Below are 20,366 nucleotides of genomic sequence, written 5' to 3' on the forward strand. Positions count from 1 at the left end.
CTTGCAGTTCGCAAGGGCTTTTTTATTATCTCGACCGCACACTCAGCGGCTTCCATGTATTATTCTTCGAATCCATATCCGGGAAAGAATGATCTGGATCGATGACCACGGATTTGATTGGAAGTTTTGTCGACGTGCGGAATGTCCAAGTCGCACCGCGTTGCCAGATTTCTACTGGGAACGTGAAGCGCTCTTTTTCTCCACTTGTTAATTCAACTTCCACGACTGCTGGCATCGCCATCTTGTCTAAGTTTTCGATTGTGATCACGGCTCCTTTAGCTGGATCTTGCTCTACATAATCCACATCTTTCACGGATTGATCAAGTCTCCAAAGCTCATAGAACCAAGCTCTCCAGAACCAGCCTAAATCCTCCCCTGCACCATCTTCCATCGCGCGGAAGAAGTCCATCGGAGTTGGGTGTTTGAAGGCCCATTTGGCGATATAATTCTTAAATGCATAATCAAAACGATCCGCGCCTAGGATATTTTCACGCAAGATACGTAAACCAAAACCCGGCTTTCCATAAGCTTCCATTCCTAAATTACGTGTTTGGATGACATCAGGAATCGACATAATCGGGTCTGCATTATCATGAAAAATCCGAGGAGCAAGCTTGTGCATGTCAAATTTTTGGTTCTTGTATTCCCCCTTATTAAAGGAATCTGTCGAATAAAAGTTGATGAAGGTATTAAATCCTTCATCCATCCAAGCAAACTTACGCTCATTCGAACCAACAATCATTGGGAACCAGTTATGGCCAAACTCATGATCCGTCACACCCCATAAAGAAGCCGTCTTGTCTTTGTAACCACAGAAAATAATACCTGGATATTCCATTCCAGAAACGATACCTGCTACGTTAGTCGCAACTGGATACGAATACTCATATAACCAATTCGAATAATGCTCAATCGATGCTTTCACATATTCGGAAGAACGAGCCCAAGCGTCTTTGCCATCCGATTCAACTGGATAAACCGAAACAGCCAATGACTTTTTACCACTAGGCAAATTAATGCGGCAAGCATCTAAGATAAAGGCCTTAGACGAAGCAAAAGCTACGTCACGCGCATTGTTGCACTTAAATTTCCAAGTCAACCTATCCTTCGCTGGACGAGAAGCCGGGTCAGTCACCTCAGCTGCTGAACGAATCACAACCGTTGTCTCTGAGTTCGCCGCTGCAACCCATTTTTTCACCTGATCAGCCGTATATACTTCTGTTGGATTCAATAATTCCCCTGAACCTACTACAATGTGAGAGGCTGGCGCATTAATGGAATACTCAAAATTGCCATATTCTAAATAGAACTCCCCTGCTCCTAAATAAGGCAATACGTTCCATCCTTCGATATCATCGTACACGCAAACGCGTGGAAACCATTGTGCTACCGTATAGATCGCACCATTTTTCGTTTGCTGAATCCCCATTCTGTCCGATGCATTTTCCGGAGAAGTGAAGGAATAAGCGATTTTGATTTTCGCCGTTCCTACTTTTTCTGCTAATGGAGACGCTAAACGAATCTGCATACGCGTATCTTCCACGATGAAATTCGCCGGCTTGCCATCGATCGTTACACTCTCGATTTTATAGCCACCCTCGAAAGCTAAATTTCCAAAACGGCCACCACTGATGGGCGTCGTCTTTCCTCCGCGAGATTGCGTATTAAAGCTGTTTTGGTCTAATTGCAACCATAAGAAAGGCAATTTGTCTGGAGAATTATTCTTGTAGGTAATCTCCACATCACCTGTGATTTTATTCGCTACGTCATCTAAGGAAACAGCAATCTTATAATCTGCCGAATTCTGCCAGTAACCTGGGCCTGGAACACCTGCCGCTGAACGCGCTGGAGAAACAGGTCCGTAGTTCCATAAAGGATGAAATAATTCGTAAGCGGAATACTTGCTTTGAGCGTTCGCTGCAGTTGCCATCAAGGCCGTAAGCCCTATAAATACCAGTTTTCTCAACATAAAAATTTTATTTGTGATCAAAAATAGTCAAAACTTCTTCATCCATCAAACGAGTCGATAAACCTAATGCCTTAGGGACTTCGTAGTGGTAGAAGAACTTCATCGTATGAATCTTGTCCTTGTAGAAGGCTTCGTCCTCTGCGCTCAAACCACCTTTCGCTAAGGCAGCCGCTGCCACGTGACCTTGCTTTAACCACTGCCATGCGACAGTAATTAATCCGAACAATTCCATATACAAAGTTGAGTCCGCTAGGAAAACTTCGATTTCGCCTTTCATCGCGAAGCCTAGTTTGTGCATCGTCACCTTCGTTAAATTTTCTAATTCTTTTTCCAGCATTCCCGCATATTTCGCGATGCTTTCGTGGCCCTTTGCCACCGCAATGTCAGCGTAGACTAATTTTCCCAAAGTCTGTAAAGCTGCTCCATTGTTCGCCGGAATACCGCGACCTAATAAAGTCAATCCGTGAATACCGGTCGTTCCTTCATAGATCGACATAATCCGCACGTCACGTGCCATTTGCTCTAATGGGAAATCTTCGGTGTATCCGTAACCACCTAATACTTGTAAGCCTTGATTCACCGCTTGTGTTCCCATCTCAGCTGGATAGGTTTTCGCGACAGTCGTCATCAAGTCAAGCATCATTTGTGCCTCTTTTTTCTCTTCACCCTCTAAGCTCTTCGCTAAGTCATCCCACATAAAGCATTGGAATAAAAGACCCATGGATCCTTCAACGATGGCTTTTTGGAAATACAACATACGTTGCACATCCGGGTGATTCTTGATTAAGGTAGGAGGCGTGTTTGGGTCTTTGTTCGTTAATAAACGACCTTGTGCACGCTCATTTGCGTATTGTTTCGAGGCATGGTAGGCAGCTGATGCGATGTAAGCACCACCCATTCCTACGCCTAGACGCGCTTCATTCATCATTTGGAACATATAAGACAAGCCTTTATTCGGCTCACCTACTAAGTAACCAATTGAATTGCCTTTATCTCCAAAAGAGAGGTGAAGGGCTGGTGTGGCTTTTTGGCCCATCTTATGATAGACGCCTAAAGAAACCACTTCGTTATTCACTAAAGTGCCATTTTCGATGCGCTTCTTAGGAACTACGAAAAGAGAAATCCCTTTCGTACCTGCCGGAGCGCCCTCTAAACGAGCTAAAACCAAGTGAATGATATTTTCTGAGAAGTGATTATCCCCTCCTGAAATGAATATTTTTTGACCTTTGATGGCATAGGTTCCATCCCCTAAATCCTTCGCCGAAGTAGACGCATCATTCAAGGAACTTCCCGCCTGCGGCTCTGTTAAACACATGGTGCCTGTCCACTTGCCAGAAAGCATATTGGGAACATAGGTATCCGCTAATTCTTTGGAACCAAAAGAAGCGATCAAATGCGCAGCTCCGTGAGATAAACCCGTAAACATCACGGCTGAATTGTGCGCCGCACCGCGAATAAATTCGTGTGCGCCACCAATCATTGAAGGTACTTGCTGACCTCCGTGTTCAATATCAAACGTACAACCGATCATTCCCGACTCGCCCATCTCTTTGATGTAGGGCTCAATACCCGGGTGAACATGCACGACTCCATCCACTAATTCAGCCGCTTTGCGATCTGAATCTACATAGATGGGGCGTAAATATTTTTCGGCAATGGCATCAGCAGAATCCAATACCATATCAAACATATCGGGGGTATAATCCGCGTAACGAGGATAGTTACACAGGGAAGCAGTATCAAAAACCTCTTTTAAAATAAAGTCTAGGTTGCGACGGTCGTATTCTCTTGCCATGTTTATAACGTTTAAGTTGTAACAAATTTGCAGAGAAAAAAACTATTATGCAAGCATACTATATTTATAATGGAGGCAAGGAATATCCAAGATTATATTTGATGAATGCTGCGTCTTTGCAATTCCAAAGTGGGATGTCTTTGTAGCGAATATTATTGAAGTCTACGTAGAACAAAAGTTTTTGATAAGCCTCCGTAGGAATACCGTTAAAACGGTCCACTTGTAACCTTTTCTGCGTTAATCCACCCACCATAAAAAAGCCTAAAACCTCTTGTGAAGGCTCACTGGTGCATTTTAGATTACCTATAATTTGGGCAGGAACTTTATCGAAAATACCTCCGCTCAACTTACGTTGATCCTCTAACCTTTTCCAATACGTGTGAGCCTCTTTCGAGATAGAATAGACATCTAGCTGCACTACCCAATCGGTGAAATCTTCATAAGGAAGCTGACCTAAATCCAACGACAAGTTCTTGCCGCTTAATAGAAAATCATCTAATAGGTAAGGCGTGGTATTTAAAGGCGCCTGCCAGCACAAACAATTACAGGGTGGCGTAGGTGCTGGTGGTGCAGGTGGCGGTGGACAGGTCAACAAGAATTGTCTAAAATCCTGGCGCTTCACAAAATAATAATCCTCGGTCGCTTTCGGATCTTTGATGCTAGCTATTAAAGGGAAACGCATATTCTCCACCTTTGCTGCATCTTTAAATGAATAGCTGAATTCTGCGAGTGAAGGAGATGGAGTAATCGTCTGGAAGGCCGATTCGATCGTTTTGCCATCGAGAAGTTTGATACGCAGTTTGTATTTTTGGCCTACTTCCCCTTTAAATCCGGCAGGGCTTAAGTAATAACCTTTACTCTTCTCGTAATAGGCTGTCTCCTTTCCATTTCCGTCCACTATGCGGACATTCGCATCGGTGATAGGCTGACCCGTAAACTGGGTAGCATCATAGGGCGAATAAGCACTCACGTAATTTAAACGAACGTTATATGGTCCATCCACATTGGAGATTTCACCGTAAACAACAATGGCTGAACTCAGGTTTTGGGTTTGAAAATCCTCGATCTCCGTCTCGCAAGAACTCAAAAGAAACAAGGCACAAAAAATTAGTAGTAAGTGTCTCATTAGAATTTGAAGTTATAGGTGATGGAAGGAATAGCCGCTCCTAAAACCGACAATTGGTAGGTTTTAGCTTGATTTATATCTCCACTGGAAGAACGGAAATAGACGGAGTAGGCGTTTTGACGACCTAATAAATTATAGATGGAGAAATTCCAACTTCCCTGCCAGCGCTTGCCTGGCTTAGGGTCGATCGTAATGCCCACGTCTAAGCGGATATAATCTGGAATACGCTCGGCGTTACGCAAGGTAAAGGAGGCGGAGGAATAGCCATCGAGTAATTCCTTGATTTCTTTTGGCTGTAAAAACTTATAGGTCGTTCCGTTATAAGTGTAAGAAGATTGTGCCAAACCTGGTCGAGGGAAAATCCCAGTCGCCACGGCATAATCATACAGATCATTAAACGAATAAATCTTGTAGCGACCATTCGGGTAGGTAATCGGGCGACCCGTCGTATACGTAAAATTCGCATTAAACGAAATGCGATTCGTCCAGCGGTTATTCAACACGAACTTAAAGGTGTGTGGCGTATCAAAATTCGCCGGAAACTGAATCCCAAAGTTCGCCTCCTTCTGATTTTCATTCGCCTGAATTGTTCTGAACGTTCTGGCGTAGGTATAGGAAATCCATCCGGTTAGACGTTTTCCCCGCGACTTTTTTAAGAAGAATTCCGCGCCATAAGCTAAGCCTTTACCCACTAATAATTGGGTTTCCACTGTCGGATTCAAATATAATTGCGCTCCATCCACGTAATCAACCACATTGTTCAGATTCTTGTAATAGAACTCCGCTGAGGTTTCGAAGACAGCATTCGAAGCGTTTGTGAAGTTCTTGAAGAAACCGATAGAATACTGATCGGCGACTTGAGGGGGAATTTGTTGATTCGAATTCTTCCAAATATCCGACGGCGAAACGGCCATCGTATTCGATAATAAATGGCGGAATTGCTGCATTCGGTTGAAACCAATTTTGATAGAGAAGCTCGTATCTAATTTAATTGCTAACGATAATCTAGGTTCGAAGCCACCGTAGGTCGCTACCACTTCATTCGAAGCTGCGCTCAAGGTATCCGTCATCGTATTGATCTCACGTGGTGTGCCTAGCTTATACTGGTAGAATTCCCCTGGACCTAGCAATTGATATGAGGCATAGCGGAGGCCATAATCCAAACTTAGTTTTTTACCTAAAGGCAAGCTATGGCCTATATAGGCCGCCAACTCCCGCGTATGTTCCGTGGACATCGCAAATTTGTCGATTTTTGAGCTGCTCGAATTAGGTAAAAAGCTACCCGCATCATTCGTGAAAGCTGAAACTTCCGCCCCTAGATCTAATCGCCCATAAGATCCTAAGTCTTTACTTAACTCTTCTTTAATGGAAGTTTGAATGATGGATGGTTTCCAAAGGAATTCTAAGCCACTTTTTTGGCCCTCAATACCGTAGGTATAATCGCTATAGAAAGCGGTAAAATTATGGGATATATCGCCTTTAATTAAGGCATTATGCTTGAAACTTAGCGCCTTCGTGTTCCAAGAATACAGGGTATCCTGCGCAAATTTGAATCCATCATTACTCGCATAACCTGACAAAGAGATGCGTTGGTTCTTCCCAAAACGATGCGTCAACTTAAAGTTCACATCATAAAAATCCGCCTTGCTCTTCGCTAAACTTGGATTAGGAAAATACTGCATATAGAAATCCGAAATCGATCCTCGGGCACCCACAATCAACGAAGTCTTTCCTTTCACTAATGGCCCATCTACTAAAATCCGAGACGAAATAGGACCCACACCGCCTTGCAAGGACCATTTCTCAAAATCCCCTTCCTTCACTCGCACGTCTAAAACCGAAGAGGCGCGACCGCCATACATCGATGGAATCCCACCTTTGTACAGGCTCAAATCCTGTACCATATCCGCATTAAAACCGGTGAAAAAACCGAACAAATGGGAGGTGTTAAACAAAGGAACGCCATCTAATAAAACCAGATTTTGATCCACATTGCCTCCACGCACATTGAAACCTGAGGCACCTTCACCCACTGTAGAAACGCCAGGTAGTAATAAAATACTGCGAATCACATCCGCCTCTCCCATCAAGGTAGGAAGTTTTTTCAAAGTCTTCGAAGACATCTTCTCCACCCCCATCATCGCCCGATTCACGTTCGCATCTGCCTTTTCAGCAGTGATGACCACCTCGCCTAATAATTGTTCCGCACGCTCTAATTCGATGGTTGTTTGGGTATTTTTAGAGAGATCGAGTTTAAATGTCTTGAATTTATAGCCTAGACTTCGAGCGATTACTTGGTAAGAACGTGCCGCGATAGTCACTGTAAATTGACCTAAAGAATCGGTTGTTCCACCTGCAGAAGAGCCAGAGAAAAACACGGATGCTCCTGCAATAGGTGCCTTATTTTCTACATCAATAATCTTCCCTGAGAAAATGACATAGCCTCTGCGTTGCGCATGCGCGATGGAGCCACATAGTAGCAGTAAAATCAATACTCTCAGGCCTAATTTCATTTGGTTTTATTTCGTAAAATGAGCAGACCTTTTGCCTGCTTCCATTGAGGATCGAATCCTCCTTGTGGGAATTTAGCCACCGCATGCGATCCCAGCGCTACATCTAAATCTCCATCCCCATCTAGATCTCCAATGTCCATGACAGACCAGCGTCCTAAATGTTCAATCGGTAAAGTCATCGGGACAAAAGTCCCTTTTTTGTTTTCAAAATACATAGCTCCCTCGCCAGGTCTAGCCGCCACATCAGGAAATAAAGCGATGGATATCAAATCCGGATCGCCATCACCATCGAAATCGGCTGGCATTACTTTGGTGGCTCCATTTTGAGAGAAAAAGGCCTTTTGCTTGAATTTCAGCCCTCCCGTATTTTCAAAAACATAAACCCCATGGTAGGGTTTCAGGACCGTTGTAAAATCGGCATTATCTCCAGCGGAGTATACGATATCTAAGTCTTTGTCTCCATCGATGTCTGCGATATCAAAGGACGAGGATCCATAAATAGAAGGGAATCGCAACAACTGCTTTTCTTTAAACTTCATCCCACCCTGATTCTCATAGAGTAAAATGCGTTCGTCCCCTTGCGCAAAAAGTGCCAAAATATCGGGTTTCCCATCCCCCGTAAAATCACGTACGATAGATTTTGTTGCTCCCGTTTGAGGGTTCAATACTTGCTTTTGATAGGCCCCATTCCTGAGCTTCCACACTGACATCCCGCCTACCTTAAATCCAAACTCAGAACTAATTAATTCATCCCCTGGCTCGCCATCTAAATTCGCAGAGACAAGGCTGATAGGTCGATTCAAACCTTGAATCAGCTTTTTCCCGGTAGCAGCATTGCTCACAAAGCCATTCACATCCGGATTTGCCTGCGTCGTCGTCCCGATGAAAGTATACAAAGTCTCCGAACCCGAAGAAGTAATAGCTGTCAGGGCATCCTGATTCGTCTTCGTCTCCAATAATTTACCGGCTAGATCCCATTTCCAAATCACCCGATTCGACTGATCTCCCGCGATAATTTGCTTACGACGAGTATCAATTTTAACAGCCGTCATGTTCGGTAAAGTGGTCCCCGGTAAAGTGGCTACGATAGGTTCTGCCTCGAAAATCGTTTGTTTTGCTAATGGCTGATAAGCTGGCATCTCCAAGGTCTTAGGTGCCTCCTCTAGATAATAGGCCTTGATTTTCTCCCAGTCCTCGTCCGGAATCATCTGTGATCCTGGCCCTAGAATGGTATAATCTGAAAGCGGTTTCTCCAGCATCCCGATCTCTTTGTCCACCCCCATCATGATGCCCATATAAGGAAGAGTGCTGTATTGCCACACATTTTTGGGCAACATAGCCGGATCTGGAAGCATATGACAAGATGCACAATAGGTTTTGGCTAGCTCTTTCCCTTCTGCCGCCTTGTTCGAGCAACTAGGAAACTCATAAGAGAATACCGTGAAGAGGGCAAGAGCCAGCAGTGTCCGCATCCTATAATTTCTTAAATACCTGTAGTTTATCGTTGTTACGTGCCACTAGGTACAAAATTCCTGAGGTAGTTTTCACCTGTTTTATGTCGCGAATGTCGCCTTCGAGCATCAAGCCTGTATCCGTAGGGATAAGCGGCTTGAACCCACCTTTCCCATTTCCTTTCAGAATTAGGCCAAAGAAGGCGTCATATCGAGCCTGGTACATCGAAGCACCATTAAAGTTTCCACCTACAATCACATCCAGGTTACCATCTTTATCGACATCCTCTGTGCGCAAGACCATAATCTTAGACACCTGGGCTAATGGAGGAAGTGACACCAGCTTAAACGTCTTGTTCCCTTGGTTTTCCAAATAAACAGATTCAAACGTATTCACGCGCTTTTCCTCTGCACCCTCTAATTCCTTATCGCCAAAAATCTCTTCCACCGTCTTACCCGCAAACATATGGTAGGCCGTGTACTTCTTATTGATGATACTTGGGATCTGTTTTCCCATCTCATCCTTGCTGTTAATTGGGAACCAATCATCGCCGCGGTTATAGGAAACGATGTGTTCTTTCGTATCGTTTTTGTCGATGTCCTTAATCTGCATGCGTAACTGACCTTCAAGTTCCTTACGTAGCTTCGTATTCGTCCCTAGATTTCCTACGATGAAATCCATATCTCCATCTTTGTCAAAATCCGCCGCCGTAATTCCGGACCAGAAACCCGTCTTCTCTTCCAGGCCGTTCTCGATTAATTTGAATTTGCCTTTATTATTTTCAAAGGTTTTGATTGGCATCCAATCGCCCACCACGGTTAAATCCGGATCTCCATCTTGATCAATATCTGCCCAAATCGCCTCTGTCAACATACCTGCCTCACGCAATTCCGGAGCTAAAGCCACTGTTTTGTCTGCAAAGTGTCCTTTGCCATCGTTCACTAACAGATAGGAACGAGGTGATGCTCCGTATGAATATCCTACCACGCGGCCACCTACGAATAAATCGGTATCTCCATCACGATCGATATCACAAGGTCGAACCACCGATTTATTATCATACATTGGAGGTAAAGCATTCAATGCTCTGGAGAAATTACCTTTCCCGTCGTTTGTATACAGACGATCAAATTGCTCTGGCATTTGGTCATAAAATTCATTACCCCCTGTCACCACATACAGGTCTAAGTCTTTATCGCCATCTGCATCGAAGAACAAGGCATCCACATCCTCATACAAAGAATCTGCTTTGAAGACCGGCTGATTGGATACGACAAATCCAGTCCCTTTCTGCAGCAATAATTGCCCTGCCTGGTACTTCGCACCACCTACATACACATCTTCTAATCCATCGCCGTTTACATCTCCCACGGCCATTTTAGGCCCTTCGATCGATACTTTGAACGGAATTAATAATTCCCGGTTGAAGTCGAAATAGACATTTTCCTGGTGCTGGTAAGGGAAACTTACACCCGCTGTCACCTCCTCGAAAAGAGGCTTCACTGGTGCGGAGAATTGATAATCTTTCACATTCACGTTCGCATTTTTCTGCTCCATCGTAAGTGTGGTATTGATCTTCGGGTTTTTCACGATCTGCATCTTCTCATTTTCCCAAATAACTAGCATCTCATCCACCTGTTGTAAATCTCCAATTCCGAAAAGTAAAGTAGGCTCCACCGAGCTCATAAAGCCACGCGTAGGCATCATTTGCTGCAACTGCTGACCATCTTTGGTTTTCAAGATAACTTTCGCTCCTACACCAAACGTATTACCGCCATCCCCTTTGAATTTGATTTTAATGAAGTTGTGCTTTAATAACTGACGGCTGTTGTTTTGGTAGACACCCGCCTTTTCGTTCAAGTTGTTTGTCACTAAGTCTAAGTCCCCGTCGTTATCTAAATCGGCATAAGTAGACCCATTTGAAACGCCTTTGTCTTCAAAACCCCATTTCAAGGACTTGTCTACGAAACGTAAATCCTTCGCGCCTTTGAAAATGTAATTATGCACTCGGCCATCCGGCATTAAATCGATCGCCTCTTGATCTAATTTCTCTGAGGTAGGCAAGCCATAATGAAGTGAATCGCCAATCACGAATTTCAAATAATCCAAGTCGTTCGGACGACGTAAAATACCATTCGAAACGAAGATGTCCTTAATTCCATCCCCATCGTAATCGTTCATCAAGGTGCTCCAGCTCCAGTCCGTCGCGGCAACTCCAGAAGAGGCAGCGATGTCAGAGAATTTTTGTCCTCCCATATTCAACTGAAGGCAGTTTCTTGAGTATTGATTGAAATAACCGAATTGCAATTTGTACATGTAGATGTCCAAAGGATCCTCACCCACCGACGATTTCTCCACTTTCTCATCATCCGGATACATATCCAAGGTCATCACATCTTGGAATCCATCGTTATTGATATCGGCCACATCTGAGCCCATCGAGAAACGACTCAAATGCTTGAAGTGATCACGAATGCCTTCTTTATAGGTGCCGTCTTTTTGGTTAATGTAATAGTAATCATCCTCGTGGAAGTCATTGCTCACGTAGATATCTAACCAGCCATCGTTATTTATGTCCGCCACCGAAATGCCTAGACCATAGCCCATAGCCGCTTGGTAGATGCCTGACTCTTTGGATATATCGACAAACTTCCCGTTGTCATTGCGGTATAAATAATCACCCGCCTCATTATCTTTTAATGAACGTGTATTAACGCGGTCATACGAACGCGTGTTGTGCACGGCGTGATTCAATAAATAGCAATCTAAATCTCCGTCTTTATCATAATCGAAGAAGGCCGCTTGCGTGGAGAAACCGGTAAAGTCTAAACCATATTCGTTCGACTTCTCCGAGAACGTATTGTCCCCGTTATTAATATATAATTCGTTCGATCCTTCTAATCCTTTGTAATTCCCAACCGCACACACATAGATATCTAAGAAACCGTCCGCATTCACATCGGCCATCGTCACACCCGTTTTCCAGTCAGAAAAGCCTTCGATTCCCGCCTTTTCAGAGATATCTTCAAATTGCATCTCCCCTTTGTTCAAGTACAATTTGTTCTTGCCTTGATTCGAAACAAAAAATAAATCTACTAAACCATCATTGTTGATGTCTCCCGCAGAAACCCCACCACCGTTATAAAAATAGAGGTAATCTAGGATATTGAAATCCTTGGTTTCAGTGATATTATTGGCAAAATCAATGTGTGTCTTTTCGGCATCTAATTTTTCGAAAAGCACTACGTCATCGCCTGAGTTGCAGGCAAAAAGAGCTACAGAAAATAAGAGTGTGAATAGATAATTTTGGGTACGCATTGTTTTAAAATTTAAATACTTGGGCTTTTTCATCATTTTTGGCCAAAACCACGTAAGTCGACTTTCCTCCTTTTACGAGTGCCATATTACGTACTTGACCGAGGGTTTTGAATCCGGTTTGCTTCGATAATTTCACGGCGAATTTACCTTTTCCTTGACCCTCTAATAGAAGGCCATAATTCGCATCGAAACGCCCCCACTCCGGAAGAGAATCGAAGAAATTACCTGCTAATAAAATATCTAATTTGCCATCCTTATTGAAGTCCCCTGTTTGGATCGCGCGAATAGGCGAAAACTGGGCCTGATAAGGCAAGGCTTGGAAAGTGAAATTACCTTTCCCATCATTGATCATGAAAGAGGAAGACGTCGTTTGAATTTGCCTCACAGTCGCACCTTCTCGCTGCTCATCCGTAAATAATTCCTCCACCGTCTTATTCGCGTAATCTTTGTACTTGATAAATTTCTTCTTAATCATCGGAAGCGCACGCTGCATCTCGCCTTTTAATACCATCGGATAGGTATTTCCATCCTCCGTAACGCAAGAGATAATTTGTTCTACCACCCCATTCTTATCGAAATCACCCACGTGCAAATAGGCTGGAGCCTCCACAGATGCTTTAATTTTAGAATTTAGGCCAAAATTCCCCAACACAAAATCCACATCTCCATCGCCATCCATATCTGCTGGTTTAGCACAAGCCCAAAGACCTTCAGACCCAACCACCGGCTCCTGCTTCGTCAATTTTCTTCCTCTCTCATTTTTAAACACGACTACCGGACCCCAATCTTGCGTCACCACTAAATCCACATATCCATCCCCGTTGACATCAGACCATTCTGAATCCGTTACCATCCCTAAGTCAGTCACCTGCGGCATGTAGCGTTTCGATTGATTCTTAAATCCTCCGGTTCCGTCGTTAATGAATAAATTACTTTGCGCACTTTGGCCATACTTCGCATTCACCATTCGCGTTCCCACGAATAAATCGATGTCTCCATCTTTATCGTAATCTGCCGCCGAAACACTTGATCCATTCTCATAAATCATTGGGAATCTCACATCGCGTTTCAGATTTCCTTTACCATCATTTAAATACAATAAATCATGCAATTCCGGTGCATTCTCCGCAAACTCATTACTACCCGTCACAACGAATAAATCCTGGTCGCCATCCTTGTCCGCATCGAAGAAAATTGCATCCGTATTTTCTGTCGTTTGATCTAAACTAAAATCAGCTTGAGGAGAATCCACGAATTTACCTCCGGCTTTTTGGATAAATAATTTCTTGATCTGACCTGCAGCCCCACCTAAATAAATATCCTCTAGACCATCTCCATTCACATCACCCACCGCCAGCGCTGGACCTTGAGTTGAATACTTTTGCTTTAATAACACATCGCGATCGTAGTCATTAAACATACTTTCGACGTGTAGATAATCCAAAAGCCCTGACGTCACATCCGCAAAAATTGGCGTCTGCTTAGCCTCAAAGAAGTGGAAGATCTCCTTCGCATTCTCTTGCTTCAAGGTAATCGTCTGATCTGACTTCACTGATTTAATCGTTTCGATTTTATCGTTTGGCCATAAAACCTGTACCGAGTCAATCGCTCCGTTCGCTCCTAAACCAAACACCATCTGGTGATCACTCGACGACTGAAAACCCCGGTTAGGCATCTGTTGCAAGACTTTGAATCCGCCTTTCTGATAAACGGTTACGCGTGCTCCGATACCATTTAAGTTGCGATCTGTTCCTTTTAAGTGAACCGTCAAATAATGATTCTTTAACTTCTCATTCGTTTTGTTCTTGTAGACAGACAAAGGTGAGTTCACATTATTCACCACTAAATCTAAATCCCCATCATTGTCTAAATCACCATAGGCTGACCCGTTCGAGAAACCTGGGCCTTCTAATCCCCAAGATTTCACCTGATTCGAGAACTTCAAATCACCTTCATTTTTGTAGGCATAATTCGGAATAGGTACAGAAGAAATCTTATCCGTGAATTCTTTGTAGTCAAATTTCTTTCCATCTAACATCTGCTGCATCGTGTTGCGATCGCCTAAGAAATCGACAAAATCTTGATCTGTTAGGTCTTTGGCAATACCATTCGCCACGAAAATATCCTTCTTCCCGTCATTATCCATGTCGAAAATCAAAGCTCCCCAGCTCCAATCTGTCGCATGCACACCGGCTAATTGACCTACTTCAGAGAACGTCCCATCTCCATTATTTAATTGCAGGTTATTGCGCATGTATTGATGCCAAAAACCGCGCTTCTTCTTCAACTCCACTAAGTTATATCCTTCGAAAACAGAGGTAGTCTTCAAGCGACGATCATCACCAGGTAACATGTCCGTCACAAAAATGTCCATGTAACCGTCATCATTCAAATCCGCCATGTCAGCTCCCATGGAGCTCAACGAAATATGCGGCATTTCATTCTCTAAATCCTCCTTGAATGTACCATCATGCTGGTTGATATATAGGTAATCACGCTCATAGAAGTCATTTGAAATATAAATATCAGGCCAGTTGTCATTGTTAACATCGCCTATCGTAATTCCTAAACCAAAACCAATCAAACTTCCATAAATACCCGCCGATTCCGACACATCGGTAAAATGAAGTTCCTTTCCATCCTTACTATCATTTCTAAACAGTTTATCACCGCCTAACTTATCACGCTCCTCACGTAAGTTCGTATACCCTAACTTATCAATCGGGGTGAAACTATTATTCAATAAATACATATCTAAATCGCCATCGCGATCATAGTCAAAAAAGGCCGCATGCGTAGAAAATCCACCGTCTTCTAGACCGGCTTCTTTAGCTTGATCCTTAAACGTAGGCACGCCACCCTTAATTCCTTGATTAATGTATAACTGGTTTCCACGTTGATCACGTGATCCCGAATTACACACATAGATGTCCATCAAACCATCCCCATTCACATCAGCAAAAGTCACCCCAGTCGACCAAAACTTCTTCCCTACAATCCCTGACTTCACTGTAATGTCCTCAAACTTCATCTCCCCCTTATTCAAATACAACTTATTGTCTTCGAAATTAGAAGTTACAAATAGATCCGAGAGACCATCATTATTCACATCACCAATAGCCACACCACCACCGTTATAGAAGTTGCGGTAATTGAAGATATTGAACTCTTTTTTCTCCAAACTACGGTTCACAAAATCGATACCGGTTTGATCAGCAGGCAACTCTTCGAAAAGGGTATCCTCTTTCTGAGAACAAGAAAATAAAGCGATGGAAAGAAGGGTGATTAAACTGAAATTTTTCATCCTAAAAGCGTGAATTTTTGCGTCACAAAATTACAAAATACTAGGGGCATATAAAACAAAAAGGCAGAACCAAATGGTTCTGCCTTTCTATCAAAAACCTACAGATTAATATCCTGGGTTTTGAGTCAATAATGGGTTAGCATCACGACGAGGTTGTGGAATTGGGAACAATTCACGCGTCTTGTCTGTAACCTTCATGAACTTACGCTCTACAGAGAATTTGTTGAAACGGATTAAGTCATTACGTCTCCATCCTTCCCAAGCTAACTCACGTCCACGCTCAGCTAAGATATCGTCAGCAGTAACCGCAGTTAAAGGAGCAACACCAGAACGAGTACGGATCGCGTTGATATCTGTTAACGCTTGAGCTGTGTTTCCTAAACGGAAAGCAGCTTCAGCACGCATTAAGATAACGTCAGCTAAACGTAAGAATACGTAGTCATTTGATTGATCACCGTTCGGGTTGTTCTTTTGGATCTCATATTTCTGAGAACGGATACCAGCTACTTGGTAAACTGCATCTGCATCAGTCATTTGATCTTTTTCCCAATCCGCAACGAATGCTAAATCAGCACCTTTCGCATCTTTTAACTTAGCTCCAGAAGCAGCATATTGCTGTCCTTTGATCCACATAGCACCACGTAAGTCACCTGACTCAAATGAGTTGTAGAAATCAGCTAAAGTACAGAAACCGTTCCATGGAGAGTTACCTAAACCATACGTTTGTTGGTTAGCATAGTGTAACGTTCTCATTTGGAAGTTCATACCACCCGCTTTGAAAGAATCGAAAGGGATAGCAAAAATGTTCTCGTTTGAACCTTGGTTTTGAACGATAAAGTTAGACAAAGTAGAAGAAGACAATGACCAGTTGTTCGAAGATTTGATTACTTGATCAGCTGTATCATAAGCTTTTTGCCACTCAGTAGCTCCTTTGTACACACCTGCGTTTAAGTATACTTTCGCTAACAATGCTTTAGCAGCATCTTGAGTCATACGAGAGTAAGCTTTACCTGCTGGCAAGTTAGGGATAGCAGATGTTAACTCAGAAACGATAAAGTTATACACTTCAGCACGAGTCTTAGTCGCTGCAGATGATTTGTTATCTGTAACGATAGGCACATTACCGAATGCATCTACTGCCATGAAGTAATAGATCGCACGCACTGCACGTAACTCATCTACCGCTTTTTGGTTAGAAGCAACCACTGGGATCAATTGGTTCACCTGAGAGATGTTACCAAAGATGAATCCCCACATACCGTTGATAGGTCCGTGTTGTGGAGTCCATGTGTGACGTGAGTAAGCTAACCAGTCACCACCATCATACCAGTCACCACCACGTGTAGGAACGATTAACTCATCCGAAGATGCTTCACTTGGATTAAACCAATCCCAAGTGATACCACGAAGACCACCATAAGCTGGTCCTAGTGCCGCAGCAATTTGAGCATCAGTTTTCAAGAATTGATCAGCTGGGATCGAATCGTAAACTGGCTCAGTTAAATCTGTACAAGACGATAGGGCTAACGAAGCGAAAACACCTACTGAAAGTACTTTATAGATATATTTTTTCATTTTTTTAATGATTTTATTAATTAAGTTATATAACTAATAGTGTGGGTATTTTGTTTAGAAAGACAAGTTAATACCCGCAGTAAATGCACGAGTCTTGTAGTATGTCTCACGAACGTCAATACCTGGCGCTGCAGAACCGATAGCTAGGTTTTGGCTAACTTCTGGATCTACACCTGTATAATTAGTGAACAACAATAAGTTGTTACCAGCTACATAAATACGAGCTCTTTTGAATACACCTTTAACTGGTAAAGTATAACCCAAAGAAGCGTTGTTTAAACGGATATGATCTCCTGACTCTACGTAGTAATCCATAGGGATTGTACGCTCATCATTGATGATAGACGTTAAAGCAGATTTCAATGCGTTAGACTCAGCTAAACGACCATCTTGACGACCTAACAATAAGTTGTTTGTGTTTACGATTTTCGCTCCAGCGTTTCCTGTGAATTGGAATTGTAAGTCAAATGCTTTGTAACGTACGTTAGTAGTTAAACCACCTACGAAAGTAGGGTTAGGATTTCCTAAGTAAGTACGATCTTTCGCGTTAGGATCTACAGTACCATCACCGTTAAGGTCTTGGAATACATATTTACCGTTCTCGATTTTAGCAATCTTAGCTCCGTAGAATACACCTACTGGTTGACCAGCTTGTAAAACTGAGAAGTTTACTGCTGAAGTACCACGGATGTAGCTACCTAAAGAAGTAGATAAGAATACTTGGTCAGCTGCAGCGAACTCATCATTTTTCAATGAGATCAATTCGTTTTGGTTGAATGAACCAGCGAATGTAGAGCTAATAGACCAATCTTGCGTATCTAACCATTGGTATGTAGCAGTGATCTCAATACCACGGTTTTGCATCGAACCAATGTTCGCTAAGATAGTTGGATATACATATCCTTTCTCTTGTGGAGCATTAACAGTGTATAATAAATCTTTTGTTTGACGAGTATACCAGTCAATCGAACCTGTTAACTTACCTTTTAAGATAGAGTAGTCAATACCAAAACCGTAGTTTTCGTTAACCTCCCACTTCAAGTTAGGGTTAGGGTTAGATTGGATAGCGTAAGCTGGTAAGAAGTCATCAGCAGATCCATCATAGTATGATCCAGATGGGCCATAGAATGATTTAGATAATAATGGACGGATACCTTCTGAGTTACCAGTTCTACCCCAAGAAACACGAAGCTTCAAGTTGTCGATTGTTGAATTTCCTTTTAAGAAAGCTTCTTCAGATAATGACCAACCCACAGAAACTGATGGGAATAAACCCCACTTGTTGTTATCTCCGAATTTAGTAGAACCGTCACGACGCATGTTAACAGTTGCGAAATACTTGTTCATTAACGAGTATTGAGCACGTGCTAAGAAAGAAACCAACTTGTATTCATTCTTGTAAGAATATAATAAAGATGGGTTTGTACGAATACCTAAACCTGAACCGATGTTATCAGCACCAAACGCATCTGTTAAGAAGTTGTTGTTTGAAGCACCGAAACCGTCGTTAACAACGTCTTGGTAAGTATAACCTCCTAATAAAGTCAATGTAGAAACATCATTTAACTTCTTAGTCCAGTTTAAAGTAGCCTCTAATTGCTTATCAGTTACAGCGTTCAATGAACGAGAAGCTGAGTTACCACCTACAGTAGATAATAAGTTACCTGGAGTAGTAGAAGCGAAATAGCTATTGTTAGCATTTTGAGTACGTAATGTACCTGATACGTTGAATACTAAACCATCTAAGATTGTATACGCAGCAGATGCATTGAATAAGAAATCTTGTAAACGTTGAGTGTTAGATTTCTTCTCTAAAGCAGCTAATGGGTTAAAGTTAGCGAATGTACCTGGCAATTGGAAGTAGTTTCCGTTTGCAGCGTAAACTGGATCAGTTGGACGCATGTTCATTGCAAAACCTACCGCACGGTTATCAGAGAAAGTTCCGTTTGTTTGCATAGCAGACATGTTGAATTTCATCATCAATTTACCGTCTAATGCTTTCGCATCTAAGTTTAAACGACCTGTTAAACGATCTTTACCAGAACCGATTAATGTACCTTTTTGGTCTAAATAACCTACTGAAGCACGGTATGATAAGTTCTCAGAACCACCAGAAACACCTACGTTGTGGTTTTGAGAAACCGCAGTACGTGTAATTACATCTAACCAATCAGTGTTAGCACCATTATCATCAAATGTTTGCTTGTATTTCGCAGCAGCAGCGCGGAATTCAGCAGCATTTAATAATTCTGGACGTTGAGAGATAGTCTCAGCACCTACGTAAGCTGAATAATCAACTGTAGGAGCACCTGACTTACCACGTTTTGTGTTGATCAAGATAACACCGTTAGCACCACGAGAACCGTAGATAGCTGCAGAAGATGCATCACGTAACACGTCCATAGATAAGATATCTTCTGGAGCAACGTTTTCGATAGGAGCACCAATTACACCGTCGATTACGTATAATGGCTCAGAACCTGCGTTCAATGAACCTGTACCACGTAAACGTACCGTTGGACGAGCGTTAGGATCACCAGAAGACTGAGTGATAACTAAACCCGCTACTTTACCTTGAGCCGCAGCTAATGGGTTAGTAACAACACCCGCGTTGAATTCACGAGCTCCTAAACTTGTTACAGTTCCAGAAATCTCTTTACGCTTTTGTGTACCGTAACCTACTACTACAACTTCCTCTAAAGATTTGTTATCCGCAGATAAAGCAACATTAACTACAGAACCTGTAGCCTTTACTTCTTTTGAAGTATAACCTACGAATGTAAACACCAAAGTGCTTCCACTTGCTGCGTTTACTTTGTAAGTACCGTTAACGTCAGTTTGAGCACCTTTAGTAGTACCTTTAACTGTTACAGAAACTCCAGGAATAGCTGAGCCATCAGCAGCATCAGTTACTTTCCCTGAAACCACATCTTGAGCAAAAGCACCCAAGGAAATTAATAGTGCAACAGCAACACTAAAAGCTTGCTTAAAGCCTAGGTTACTTACACTTGATCGCACAAGGCGACCCACTCTTTTGTAAGAATGAATCATAAGTGAAAAATTAAGGGTTAAAAATGATTAATGATTCTTGTGGTCTTGTTCTTATTCCTATTATATAATGAAGACATAGATTCTATGGGCCAAAGCCCTTCAAAATCCTCATGTAATCGTTTACATAGTATGAGTAATTTCAAAACCGTCACAAAAAAAGTAAGAATAAATTGAATAAAAAAATGATTTCCCATAATGAAACGGGGACTTATGACTCATAAATTGTACTTAAGCTAGAATTTCTTTAAAGCTAGCACAGTGTA

Annotated in this window: 9 protein-coding genes; all 9 read right to left on the reverse strand. The window is 42.5% G+C overall.

Annotated features, from left to right (window positions below; all coding sequences use genetic code 11):
* Positions 1-25: 25 nt before the first annotated feature.
* Positions 26-1,969: a M1 family metallopeptidase gene (locus V7S74_RS09760; RefSeq protein ID WP_406778573.1), complete on the reverse strand. Its 1,944-nt coding sequence runs from the start codon at positions 1,967-1,969 to the stop codon at positions 26-28.
* Positions 1,970-1,976: 7 nt separating this feature from the next.
* A complete protein-coding gene (locus V7S74_RS09765; protein ID WP_406778574.1) occupies positions 1,977-3,764 on the reverse strand; it encodes an acyl-CoA dehydrogenase in 1,788 nt (595 codons plus the stop codon).
* A 64-nt stretch (positions 3,765-3,828) separates the two neighbouring features.
* Positions 3,829-4,890: a DUF4249 domain-containing protein gene (locus V7S74_RS09770; protein WP_406778575.1), complete on the reverse strand. Its 1,062-nt coding sequence runs from the start codon at positions 4,888-4,890 to the stop codon at positions 3,829-3,831.
* On the reverse strand, positions 4,890-7,403 hold the full coding sequence (locus tag V7S74_RS09775) for a TonB-dependent receptor (RefSeq protein ID WP_406778576.1): 2,514 nt from the start codon (positions 7,401-7,403) through the stop codon (positions 4,890-4,892). Before V7S74_RS09775 ends, V7S74_RS09770 begins: the two co-directional genes overlap by 1 nt.
* A complete protein-coding gene (locus V7S74_RS09780) occupies positions 7,400-8,875 on the reverse strand; it encodes an FG-GAP repeat domain-containing protein (protein WP_406778577.1) in 1,476 nt (491 codons plus the stop codon). Before V7S74_RS09780 ends, V7S74_RS09775 begins: the two co-directional genes overlap by 4 nt.
* A gap of 1 nt (position 8,876) precedes the next feature.
* Entirely contained in the window at positions 8,877-12,173 is a 3,297-nt protein-coding gene (locus tag V7S74_RS09785) for a VCBS repeat-containing protein (protein WP_406778578.1), read from the reverse strand.
* Positions 12,174-12,177: 4 nt separating this feature from the next.
* The gene (locus V7S74_RS09790) at positions 12,178-15,477 is read right to left on the reverse strand and encodes a VCBS repeat-containing protein (protein ID WP_406778579.1); all 3,300 of its coding nucleotides are present in this window, start codon (positions 15,475-15,477) and stop codon (positions 12,178-12,180) included.
* A gap of 105 nt (positions 15,478-15,582) precedes the next feature.
* Positions 15,583-17,052: a RagB/SusD family nutrient uptake outer membrane protein gene (locus tag V7S74_RS09795; RefSeq protein ID WP_406778580.1), complete on the reverse strand. Its 1,470-nt coding sequence runs from the start codon at positions 17,050-17,052 to the stop codon at positions 15,583-15,585.
* A gap of 54 nt (positions 17,053-17,106) precedes the next feature.
* Entirely contained in the window at positions 17,107-20,103 is a 2,997-nt protein-coding gene (locus V7S74_RS09800) for a SusC/RagA family TonB-linked outer membrane protein (RefSeq protein ID WP_406778581.1), read from the reverse strand.
* Between the last annotated feature and the right edge of the window lie 263 nt (positions 20,104-20,366).

The sequence above is a fragment of the Aquirufa novilacunae genome (assembly GCF_045310505.1).
Classification (GTDB): domain Bacteria; phylum Bacteroidota; class Bacteroidia; order Cytophagales; family Spirosomataceae; genus Aquirufa; species Aquirufa novilacunae.